This is a genomic window from Vibrio sp. S12_S33 (genome assembly GCF_963889785.1).
Lineage (GTDB): Bacteria > Pseudomonadota > Gammaproteobacteria > Enterobacterales > Vibrionaceae > Vibrio > Vibrio aestuarianus.
Map to the genome: position 1 here is coordinate 55,174 of NZ_CAWPQZ010000015.1, position 11,945 is coordinate 67,118.

Here is an 11,945-nt window from a genome sequence, read left to right on the forward strand (position 1 = left end):
TACGTATAGATCTCACGCTATCCATCATCATTTCGATGTGCTGTGAGTATGAGAGATTCTACAAGGTTTATACAAAAATGCGAGCTTAGCATGGCGTTAAATATGTGCAGAGATCGAAATATTTGATTTTTTGTTGAAAAATTTAGAGATAATTCGTTGTATTGCCGAATCAAGTTAATAGAAATAAACTCATCTAGAGATAAAGCACCATACCTCATAGCTTTTCCCATAGGGGGCTTGTAAAAGGTAAAATCGAAGATATGGTGCTTTTGATGTTATTGGTTAAGTAAAATTAGTCCATTTGGCAGGGCATCACCGAATACACGCTTTGATTCACTTTCTGAAAGAGTATTCACTTCCTCGACAAGCGCGACCCAAGATTCCGCGACTCTACTCTGTTTTAACTTACTTAACACTTGCGAGCGGTATTGATCTGAAATATCAAGCTGTCTATCGCCTGTTTTTCTGCATATCATCACTGCAGCAAAGGCTATCATTGGCTCTTTTTGCCAGTTTTGTTCCAGTATTTTAGGAAGCCATTGCTCTGCTTGTTCTCGGGGGATAACCGAATGGTGGCTGCCATATAATGGAGTGCGAGATGCTAGTCGGCCAACCGCCCACCAATGTGCTTGTTCAAATTGAGTATGGTTGATGGCTTTATTTAAAAACCAGCTTGCTAATAACACTTTATCTTCCACTTCTAGATTTTCTAGCGAAGCCGCAAGTCGTACCATCGATTCATAACCTTTATTTTGCGCTTCTTGTGCCGATTTAGGGTTTTTCATTGCTCCAGGATGAAGGTATCTGGCAATATCGGACAAAATGGTTTCCTGCTGTTCTTGATTTAATCCACCAGCAATACGTCGCCAAAATACCCACCAATCGCTCCAACCTTGATGATTCTGAAACTGAATACCTTGTTGGTATAAACTCCAAATTTGTTCAATGCGCCATGCATCGGTTAGGTCACCAAACCCAGGTCGAAGAGCAAAACCCGCTAAACGTAGCCAGTTTTTCTCATGCTGCTCAGAACGACGTCGACGCTTTCTCCCTTGTGTGAACGAATCAAATAAGTGACGTAGCGTAGTAAAATCCCACTCATCTCGTTTTCCTAGCCATTTTTCTAAGTCTTTGCTGAGTGTTTTTATTGCCTGACTATCGGCACTATTTTTATTGCCGCTGTAAAGGCGGGTGATCAGATCTTTCGAGTCTTGCAAGCGAGGATGAAGTTTAACTTGTTCATCATCACTGGCTTGTTGGTTACGTACTTCAAATTCAAGTTGCCAGCGTTTACTCTCATCTTCCACACTGACACACTCAATTTTTAGTGTGCCAACCTCGGTCAGCTGGCAAGCCAGTTGCACTTCCACTCTCTGCTTTTGATTGGCATGCATGGTTGGTTCATCTGTACCATCCAAGCTCGTAATGTAAGGCGGGAGAGGGCTAAACATATCATGATCAACGGGCACCAAAATGCCATTTTGTAGAGCGGTATTGTTGGATAATGTGTCATGAGTGGACGTCAATAGGTTGAAACGAACCGGTTCACCTAACGTGAGTGAAAAACGTCGGCTGGTGAGTCGAATCTCTTGTCCTTCTTCTGTGCCTTTGGCAAGAAGACACAATGCTTTACCTAGTTTATTTCTTTCTGGTAGATGCAAGAAATAAGATCGGGCAGATCCCCCGCCAATTTTAAGTTGTGCACCCCGGCGAGCTTTACTAAAGGCAACCGCACCCAATGCAACAGACCAGTCGGGATGAGGGTTATCAAGAACGGTGATATCAGAACCGCGCCAATGTGTTAGTAATTGGATAATGCGTGAAGTAATTAATTCACTATTAAACACGCCGCCATTAAGTAAAAGCCCAACCGGAATGGCGGGGGTGTTTTGCTCATGCTTTAGAGCGCTGCGTGACACGTGTTGATGCTGGGTCAAAAATTCGGCGATATGCTTACTGACCGCTGGGTCTGCCACATAAGGCAAACCAAATTCAACAACGGCACTGCGGCGTCTGTTTGGAACGTCATTAAAGGAAGATATTGGGAAAAAACCATCTAGGGCGATTTGATGCACTTCTTGCTTGGTCAGGGAAATACTTTTTGTTCCCCCCAGCAGTTTTGAGCCGCTGCCGAGCATCGTGATTTTCATTTCATCGGGTGCTTGGTTTGAAAGCAGCTGCTCTTTGGCTTGTCGAGTTTGTTGAATCAGTTTGGTTAAACTTGCGGCTGTGAGTTTTTTCGATTGATTGAAACGTTGCTCAGCCAAATGCGCGAGGGCTAAGTCGAGGTTATCACCCCCTAGCATTAAATGTTCACCCACGCCGATTCGGTCGAGTGATAGCTCACCTTGATCTGAGTGTTTTGCTTCAATCAAACTTAAATCTGTCGTTCCGCCGCCAACATCACATACTAAAATTAAAGGCAATTGTTGTAATTCATCTGCGGCAGTATGGCGGTGGCGTGCGTACCAGTCATAGCATACCGCTTGTGGTTCTTCGAGTAAGACAATGCGATTCAAGCCTGCAAGTGAAGCCGCTTCAACGGTGAGTTTACGTGCAGTTTCATCAAAAGAAGCTGGTACCGTAACGACGACTTCTTGATCTTCCAATCGGTTACTTGGGTGTCGGTAATTCCAAGCTTGTCTAATGTGGTTTAAGTAACTGGCACTTGCCACAACAGGCGACACTTTATCGACATCTGCCGCACCAGCCCAAGGCAAGATATCTTGTCGACGATCAACCGCTTGGTGTGAAAGCCAGCTTTTGGCACTAGAGACTTGGCGTCCTTCCACTTTTGCTCCGAGATCGCGAGCCCATTGGCCGATGATGACATTGGTCGTGTCACCAGTAACAGGTTGAATATTCCACGGTAGGGTTAAGTCATTGGCTGAAATTTGTCCATCAGCAGGGTGATAGCGAAATGATGGTAATAAAGGTTTACGAACCACTTCACCGGGGCCGATGAGTTGGTCAATCTCAAAAAGACTAACGGGGGAACTTTCTAATTGATCGGTTATTTCACAAAATGCGACCACAGTATTGGTGGTTCCTAAATCAATACCGACAAGAAAACGAGGAGAGGTCATGGTGGCACCTATGTTCCAAAAACGGCATCCATAAAGATGCCGCTTCAAAGTTTACTGAGTGGATTGCGAATCTTCTCGCACATCGAATTCTACGTGCCATTTTTGGCCATTATCAGAAGCAATTGCCTCAAGATATAAAGTGCCTAATTCCGTGACACGTGAAGCTAACGTCACTGGCACGACATCACCTTGACGACGTCCTTCAGATATTGGTAGCGTTACTTGAATTTCTGGAAGTTCTTCTAATTCATCGGGTGCCCAGTAATCGAGGTGAGTACCTGCTTGATCTTCACGACGTACGGTTGACCCAAAGAATTGGAAATGCACAGGCTCTCCAATTACTAACCCAAATTCTTGGCTAGGCACTGGTGTGCTCGAACCTTCTTCCATACCAAATGGAGCGACACATAGTGCTTCCATTGGTGGTGCCATTCCCGGTATGGCAGGCATTGCACTTTCAATTCCTACGTAGTAGCTAGAGGCAATGCCACCGCGAATACGAACGCCCTGACCACGGCGAACCGCACCATAATAGGCAGCGCCGCTAGCAACGGCAAGATCAAGATCTAAACCGCTTAAACGTTTAGCGTGCGCCGCGTTAGCCGAACTTAGCCATGCGTTAATGATCCCAAATAAACGATCGGCCAGTAAATTCGACTTCAGCACACCACCGTTAAATAAAACAGCCGTAGGTTTGATGAAATCGGCTTTTGGGGCGTCTCCCATACCAGGCATACCCGCAAAAGGGTTATATTCATTGTGCGTAGTTGTTTCACCGGTGGCATTAGCTTGCTTTGACAAGAAAGCCGCAATATGACGAGTGATACCAGCATCTTGTGCGTAAGGTAAGCCCATTTGAGTCAGTGCGCCGCGCGTTTTTTGTACGGGATGCTCACTAATGCTGACACTTGGGAAAAAGCCATCCACTAACATTTGCTGAACTTCTTGTTGAGTCAGTTCTGTTTTTAGTGTGCTACCGAGTAGCTTTGAGCCTCGGCTAGGCACAACAATCGGCACGGAAGCGAGTTCGCGGTCGTTAAGTAGCGCTTCTTTGGCATCACGACAAGCGTGTGTCATCGCTTGTATTTGCCACGGAGCTAGTTCTTTACCTTCTTGCGCCAGTTTCATTTTAAGGCGATAGGCAAGAGCGAGATCCATGTTGTCGCCACCAAGTAAGATATGCTCACCGACGGCAATACGATTTAAAGTTAGGTTGCCTTCCTCTTCAGTTACTTCAACTAAAGAAAGGTCGGTGGTACCACCACCAATGTCGACGACTAATACAATATCACCAACATTAACTTCATCACGCCACGTCTCATTGCTGTTATCGATCCAGCTATAGAGTGCAGCTTGCGGTTCTTCAAGCAGTGTTAGGTGATCAAAACCAACGTTACGTGCTGCTTCTGCAGTTAAATCACGGGCGGCCGGGTCAAAAGAAGCGGGGACGGTAATAGTCACATCTTGCTCAGAGAGTGGCTGCTCTGGATGAGTATGATCCCATGCTGCTTTTAAATGTTCTAAATAATATTCCGTTGCTTTTAGTGGCGAAACTTTTTCAATATCATCACTGCTTCCGGCGGGAAGAAAAGCTTCTCTGCGATTGACACCACCATGGCACAACCATGATTTTGCACTAGCGACAAGACGAATCGGGGTTTTACTGCCAAGGTTACGCGCAATCGCGCCAACTAAAGCGGTTGGTTCTGTTGACCAAGGTAAAACACGTGAAGCAGCGTTCATTTCATGTTCGTGAGGTTGGTATAAAAACGAAGCTAATTGAGTTCGACTTTCCACGGTGCCTGGTGCGGTGAGCTGCGGAATGCTCATCACTGAAACGCGTGCATCTTCATCTTGAGTATCAACAAAAGAGAGTACGCAGTGGGTGGTACCTAAATCGATACCAACACTGAATTTAGGGAATTGTTGTTCCATTACAGTTCAACCTCAGCAGGGGCGATGATACTAGCGTCGTAGTTTTCTGCTAATTTTGGCAGTGTCATTGACGTTGCTTTCCAACCTTTATGAACGAGTGTGCCATTAAACGGTGCGCTGCCTGTAACATTACCAGTAAGACGAATCTGTTGTGGGTTAAAACCAGCTTCAATGGTAATGCGAGTTTCTTCATCTTCTGAGCGGATTGGGCTTAGTTCGACATAATCTTTCAAAACTTTTTGACCGCCGGCGTGAATGACGCGCGCGGCCGCACCGACTTCTTCGTCAGAAAAAGCAGAGACATCTTCATTGAGAAAATCAATCAGACGTGCTTCTTGCTGCATAAGGGATAGTAGTTGCATTGCAGAGTCTGTTGAGGCAGTTGCTAATTTGGATTCGACTTCAACCACACGTTCTATCACTTTTTCAACTTCAACAATTTTCTCAACTTCAATGATTTTTTCGATCGGTTTTTCGACTTCGACAATTTTCTCAACCGGTTTTTCAATGATTTTCTCAACGACTTTTGATTTGCGAGAAACGGCAATAATGAGCAGTAAAATGCTGGATGCAGCAAGACCTGCGTGCAGCATATCAAATGTGGTAGGAATCATATTTAAATCGAAGTTCATACGGAATTCTCTGTAGACAATGGTGCAGAGGTTATTAGAGTGGCAACGTCTGCGCTGAATAGACTTAAAAATAGGGACGAAGTCTACCATATTCAAGCCTGAAGGCTTCAGGAAAGTAGGATTAATCAGTATTAAGACGATTTGATAGCTCACTCTTTAAACAATAAAAGCTCAAATGAACGATGAACGACGACTAACTGTGCGAACGGCTTTTTACAGAGTCGAGTTTTGACAGCGAGTCAGGTAAAATTCATCACTCTGAAAACTAAATTAAAGGATTCGCCTGAACAATGAACTATAACCGAGTTGTCTGTTTCGACTTAGAGATGTGTTGTTGGAATAAAAATGGCGTTGGGACAACTGGCGAAATCATTGAAATTGGTTTGGCTGAGATTGATGTTCAATCAGGTGAAATCGTCAAGCGTGCACAATATTATGTCAAACCAGAACAAGATGAAGTGTCTCTGTTCTGTAGTGAGCTGACTGGAATTACGCCACGCAAAATTGAAAAGCAAGGCCGTCCTTTGGTTGAAGTGTTGAAATCAATGGTAAAAAACTTCGGCGGTCCAAATAAAATTTATGCTTCATGGGGGCGAGATGACATAATTCTTGCTAATGAGTGTCAACAAAAAGGCATTGATATGCCATTTAAAGAGTTTTTAAACCTGTCGACCTTGTACCGCATTCAACACCGACTCAAAGAAAAGCGCATAGGCCATCGCGCCGCGCAAGAATCTCAGGGTATTGAATGGGAAGGCCGTCAGCATTCCGGTTATGTGGACGCTTACAACCTCGCCAAGCTTGCTCTAACCATGTTGTGAAAGCTTAAGCATATGGCTTATTTTAAGGTGTGAAAGCCAGAATAGATTCGGGTAGCGGTGGTAAACCAACACGCAGCACCAAATAGATAAGCGAGCATGGAGAAGTGGCTTGGTAGCAGGCAAAATGCAATGAAACAGGCGATGGTCTCCGTGCCTTCTGTCAAACCACTCATATAATAGAGTGACTTGTGTTTATACACCGGGTTTTCGATGCCGCGTTTGCCCGCCATAACAGCAAAAGCAAGAAAACTGCTGCCAGTACCGATAAATGAAAAAATCAGAAAGGCGCCAGCCACGGCATTTTGTTCTGGATTTGCCAATACAAAACCAAATGGAATCAGTGAGTAGAATAAAAAGTCTAAGCTGATATCAAGAAACCCGCCGGAATCGGTTATTCCCTGCATTCTGGCCAGAGCGCCATCCAAGCCATCGCATATTCGGTTTAATACAATAAATAGCAGTGCCCATAAGTACTGTTCAGTTACCAATGCTGGCAGTGCAAAGCAGCCCACGATAAAACCAAACACGGTGGTTTGATTGGCGGTTATGCCGCATTTATTTAATAGGCGAGCGCCGAGAGTTAAAGGTGTGCGAATGACTTTGATACTTAAACGATCAAGCATGGTTTGTCTCCCATGGCCAGGTTAATACAGCACTGCCTGCGGGTACATCCTGCTTATCGTGTGTCACCATCAAAGCAGGGATGTTGGCTTGTTTCAGTTGTTCAAACACCCAATCCCTAAACTGTATACGTAGATCTTTGTCCAATTTGCTAAACGGTTCATCAAGCAGGGCAACTTTAGGTTTGGCTAACAGCATTCGTATCAATGAGATTCTCGCTCGTTGGCCGCCAGAGATTTGGTCTGGGAAAGAGTTGGCTAAATTGGCTAATGAAATATGAGTGAGTGCCTGTATCGCCAGCTCTTTTCGGTGGTGGCCTTTTATTGAATTTGGCAGGGCAAAAGCGAGGTTTTCCCATACAGATAGGTGAGGGAAAAGCAAATCATCTTGGAATAATATCCCCACTTCTCGTTGATGAGCTGGGAGTGAATTTAAGGTTACTCCCTCTAAAGTCAACGTCCCTGAATAGTCAAACTCATTGGATAAATGACCGGCTATTACATCTAGTAAGGTTGATTTTCCACAGCCGCTTGGTCCCATTAAGGTCAGAATTTCTCCCTTGCCTATTTGCATATTAAGCGAAGAAAAGAGTAACTCACCTTGGGATTTACGGATGGTGAGGTTTTCGAGACAGAGACTCATTCGGTAATAAACCTTTTAGTGTGATTCGGCGATACTTTATTTGTAATCGACTGATAAATATTGATAAAGAAAAGAATAGTAGCGGCAAAATAGCTTGCCAAATGGCATAGATAGCCGTCACTCTGCGGTCGAATCCACTCGACAATGCAACTGCTTCGGTAGTCACAGTACTGATGCGCCCTGCACCTAGCATCAAGGTGGGTAAATATTGCGCAAGACTTACGCTAATACCAACAGCCCAAGCAAAAACAATAGCAGGTAGTAGTATTGGTATTTTTATTCTCATCCAAGTTTGTAGCGGTGTTTTACCCAGACTTAATGCGACCTTGGTGAGCCCGTTGTCAAAGCTTCTCCAAGGGCCGTCAAGCGATAGATAGACAAAAGGAAAAGCAAAAAAAACATGAGCCCAAATGACCCAAAAGAAATAGGCATCACTTTTTAAATAAAGCGCCACAACTTGTAGCCCGAATAAAACCGACAATTGTGGTATTAGCATCGGGATTGCAATGATATAACCTGGGATCTGCCACTGGTATTTGCATCGATATTCATGAGCAATGAGGGCAAAAATCAGTGCAGTTGAGGAGGCGATAATCGCAATGACCACACTTTGGTTTACCGTGCTTAAGATACTGTGCCACTCTAATTGCCAGAATCGGTCACTATAACGGCTTGGCAGTAAATCAGGGAAACGCCAACGTTGAGCAAAGCTCCAAATGACCATCAGTGGCACCATCAAAAGGGTCAGAGAAATAATACCAATGAAAAATGTTTTACCGGGTAACATTACCCCATAACGGCCTGAATATTGCCAATGTCTCCACAATTTGGTGACCGTCCACTCAACTCCACGAGCAAAGGCTATCAATGCTAAAGCAATGGCAAATAGCACCATCGCTCCGGCGGCAGCGCGTGGTAATAGTGTTAGGTCGGGGTCACTAAACCATTGCCACACTAATACGGCAAATGTGGGGGGATTGGTGGGGCCAAGAACTAAAGCAACGTCGACTACTGACAGACTATAAGCGATTACTGCGAGCATCGGAAAACGGAGTTTTACCAGCCATTGGGGGAAAATACATTTCCACCACATTTGCGCTTGGTTATAGCCTAAAGATGCACTCACTTTTTCAATGTGATCGATCTTGAGTTGTGAAAGAATCGAAATGCTCATTAGCAATAGAAAAGGGACTTCCTTTAGCGCAAGCATCACTATCAAACCCAATGCATGTGGATCTTTTATAAACAGTGCAAGGTCATCTACATTGTACGAGTTTGGCTTAAAGCCGAACAGACCGTGTAAGGTACGAACCCCCATACCTGTCGGTGCAAACAGGAATGCAAAGCCAATCGCGAAAGCGACATGCGGCGTTGCAAGTAGTGGCGAAAGAGAGAGTTCTACTTTACGCCAGAATTTACTTCCCCAGCTCGCCTGTAAAATGGCAAAACTGATTAAGCAGGCGATATAGCTGCTAGCAATTGCTGAGTATACGGTGAGTCCAATAGAGCGCCATACCCCTTGCCAATCAAAGACCATGGCAAATCCACCGAGTGATAAGTGATGCAGGCCAATCGGTGGTATATAGCCGAACGAAGAGGCCACGACCCCCAGTAAACCGGGGATCGTGGGGACAATACAAACTAAAATAATGATCAGATAGAGGGCTCTTAACATCTACTTTAGCTTCCGTAGCGTTTAAGCCACTCTTTTTCTAGCGCTGATTGCCAACTAGGATGTGGCTCTCCCACGGACTTGAACTGTTTGGTGTTTTTCGCACTGCCGGTTAAATACTGGCTACTTAATACCGACGGGTCGCCCCATACCTTGAGATCTCCTTTACGAGATTGTGCTTCAGGGCTTAGCAGAAAGTTAATCGCCACTTGTGCGCCTGCATTAGCTGTCGCATTCCAAGGTATGGCTAAGAAGTGAATGTTGGAAAGTGCACCATACTCCATCGCATAGACTTTGGTTGTATCCGCTAATGTGCCATTGGCTTGAGCTGAGAAAACCGCATTTGGATTGAAAGTAATCGCAAGGTCAAGTTGGCCGTCATCCAGTAATTGAACGGTTTCAGAAGTACCAGCTGGAAATTGCTGACCGCCACGCCACGCGACTTTATGGAATTGGTCAAGGTAATTCCACAGTGGTTGAGTGATAACGTCAAAGTCACTTTGTGTAACTGGTTTGGCTAATGCCGCGTCATTATCTGTCAGTTCAATAAGCAGCGATTTTAAAAAGCTAGTACCGTGAAATTCTGGTGGGCGAGGGTAGCTTAAGCGATTAGGGAACGCTTGGGCGTAACTAAGCATTTCGGCAAAAGAATGCGGAGGATTATTAAGCGTGGCTGAGTTATGAATAAACACCAGTTGTCCTACACCCCAAGGAGCTTCTAGCCCTTCTGTTGGCTCAGAAAAATCGTTGTCTATAGGCAGTGTTTTATCAACATATTTCCAGTTAGGGAGATCTTGTACGAAAGGACCAAATAATAGGTTGTTATCCTTCATGGATTTGAAGTTTTCACCGTTAATCCAAACCATGTCGACACTGCCATCGTTATCTTTCTTTGCTGCTTTTTCAGCAATCAGTCGTGTTGTCGTTTCGGCGATATCAGTCACTTTGACGTGCTTGAGTGTTACCCCATATTGTTGTTGAAGTTCTTTATCAACCCATTGTAAATAACGATTGATTTCTTGACTGCCACCCCAAGCATGAAAATAAACGGTCTGTCCCTTTGCTTGCTGTTCAATTTGTTTCCATTCTTCGGCATGCGCCGTGACGCTAAAAGCTAATACGGTAATTCCTATTGTGCTGAGTAGCTTGTTCATAAAGTCATCCATCTATCATTATCAATAAGTTAAGGTGCTAAACATAGTAAAAGTATAGTCTTTAACTCACGTCCATTATCGAGTTTTTTTGATAATAGTTTCAATTAATTACTATTATTGTGACACAAAATATTTGTTCTTTTCGTACAGACCGGATTATGCCGAGAAAACTTTCTTAAGAGCGTGATTTTTCTGAGTAGTTTTTTAACCGCTAAAAAATTGTCGAGTATAAAGTTGAACGCATTACATTTTGTCGTGATTTGGTAATGGCAATAATTGTAAGAAGATAGGGAGCAGTGGTTTTAATGCTGAGGTAGGGGAATTCATTTTCACGCCATTAACATCATGAACTATTTATGCACAGAAGTTGCAATATACGACTTCTATGCATATTGATCTATTTAGTTATTGGCTGTCCGTATCGATAATTTTGCGCGAATAAATTCACTATGGTCAACATACAGTAGCTCTGCGGTTTTGCGGATTACTGCATCTTCTAACGGATCAATTTCACCGTCAGCATTAGCAACATCCCACATGGCTTTTATTAACTCATAGCGAGTTTCTTGGGTGAGTTCACGCAGCTGCGAGGTGAAGTCATAAAGGGAAGCGGATTGTTTAACGGTTTCTTTAGCCTGTTGGAGTAGAGCGGTTGTTTGCTCATCATCTAAATTTAATAGCCGCTTGGTAAGCTTGAAAGCCGCTTCACTTTCTTTTGGATCGATTTGGTGATCAGCGCCAGCGACTTCTTTCAGTAAGCAAGTGATGGCAAGGTTAGGATTTGTAGTCGTTCTTTTTCCTAAATCTTGTCCATCTAGAAGTTGTTTAAAAAGCGATGTTATGGCATTGAACATAGTAGAGCCCTTGGTTAAATCTTTTCTTTACAACATTAAATAATGGCGTTGAAACAATAATGCAAGGTTAAAGTAGTAATACAAGTAAGAAACCAAAACGTTTTTGCTTTGAAGTATTGTATTGGTCAATACCCGTCATTGGGATCTGGCGGGACACTTGGGGCTTCAAGTATTTCGATAACTTCTGAACTGGAATACTCATGGCCCATAAGAAAAAGCGCTAACATGGCATCGGCTTTTGACTTGTTATCCGCTTTTTCGGCGAGGATTTGCTCAAAACGTTGACGGATCATTGTAATTTCATGCTCAACAAAACCTCTAGCCTCATTTTCTCCTTCTCCCTCTTCGGGGGCGTTGTCGAACTCTAAAAATAACAAGTTGTTATCCAACTGAGTATCGATTAACCGTTCGGGCAGCCATACTTCGCCCATCACCAATTCTGGGTCTACGTTTTCAGGTAGAGAGTCTAAAATTTTTCTTAGTTCAGATACTTTCACAATTTAGTCATTTAAGAGATCATAGCCGCTA

General features: G+C 43.9%; 10 protein-coding genes. 1 reads left to right on the top strand and 9 read right to left on the bottom strand.

From position 1 onward, the window contains the following. Positions 1–275 precede the first annotated feature (275 nt). From AACW06_RS09295 to AACW06_RS09305, 3 genes are read right to left on the bottom strand one after another with little or no spacing between them, the layout of a single operon-like run. Complete coding sequence (locus AACW06_RS09295) at positions 276–3,086, bottom strand: Hsp70 family protein (protein ID WP_192074848.1); 2,811 nt, start codon at positions 3,084–3,086, stop codon at positions 276–278. Positions 3,087–3,137: 51 nt separating this feature from the next. Continuing rightward, a complete protein-coding gene (locus AACW06_RS09300; protein ID WP_192074849.1) occupies positions 3,138–5,021 on the bottom strand; it encodes an Hsp70 family protein in 1,884 nt (627 codons plus the stop codon). After that, positions 5,021–5,653, bottom strand: a complete 633-nt coding sequence (locus tag AACW06_RS09305) for a DUF2760 domain-containing protein (protein ID WP_192074850.1) — start codon at positions 5,651–5,653, stop codon at positions 5,021–5,023. Before AACW06_RS09305 ends, AACW06_RS09300 begins: the two co-directional genes overlap by 1 nt. 290 nt (positions 5,654–5,943) lie before the next feature. On the opposite strand from AACW06_RS09305, the gene AACW06_RS09310 reads away from it, so the two are divergent. Further along, complete coding sequence (locus AACW06_RS09310; protein ID WP_192074851.1) at positions 5,944–6,474, top strand: 3'-5' exonuclease; 531 nt, start codon at positions 5,944–5,946, stop codon at positions 6,472–6,474. Positions 6,475–6,491: 17 nt separating this feature from the next. Here AACW06_RS09310 and AACW06_RS09315 read toward each other — a convergent pair whose 3' ends face one another. The 6 genes from AACW06_RS09315 to AACW06_RS09340 form a co-directional block, all read right to left on the bottom strand. After that, positions 6,492–7,097: a CDP-alcohol phosphatidyltransferase family protein gene (locus AACW06_RS09315; RefSeq protein WP_192074852.1), complete on the bottom strand. Its 606-nt coding sequence runs from the start codon at positions 7,095–7,097 to the stop codon at positions 6,492–6,494. Continuing rightward, a complete protein-coding gene (locus AACW06_RS09320; RefSeq protein ID WP_192074853.1) occupies positions 7,090–7,737 on the bottom strand; it encodes an ATP-binding cassette domain-containing protein in 648 nt (215 codons plus the stop codon). Before AACW06_RS09320 ends, AACW06_RS09315 begins: the two co-directional genes overlap by 8 nt. Next, complete coding sequence (locus AACW06_RS09325) at positions 7,703–9,412, bottom strand: ABC transporter permease (protein ID WP_192074854.1); 1,710 nt, start codon at positions 9,410–9,412, stop codon at positions 7,703–7,705. Before AACW06_RS09325 ends, AACW06_RS09320 begins: the two co-directional genes overlap by 35 nt. Positions 9,413–9,417: 5 nt before the next feature. Then, positions 9,418–10,563 (bottom strand): ABC transporter substrate-binding protein, encoded by a 1,146-nt coding sequence (locus AACW06_RS09330; RefSeq protein ID WP_192074855.1) that lies wholly within the window; start codon positions 10,561–10,563, stop codon positions 9,418–9,420. Between the two features lie 401 nt (positions 10,564–10,964). Continuing rightward, positions 10,965–11,417 carry a tellurite resistance TerB family protein gene (locus AACW06_RS09335; protein ID WP_192074856.1) on the bottom strand — a complete coding sequence of 151 codons (453 nt, stop codon included), beginning with the start codon at positions 11,415–11,417 and terminating at the stop codon, positions 10,965–10,967. A 125-nt stretch (positions 11,418–11,542) separates the two neighbouring features. Then, positions 11,543–11,914, bottom strand: coding sequence for a hypothetical protein (locus AACW06_RS09340; protein ID WP_192074857.1), 372 nt, complete (start codon positions 11,912–11,914; stop codon positions 11,543–11,545). Positions 11,915–11,945: the final 31 nt, after the last annotated feature.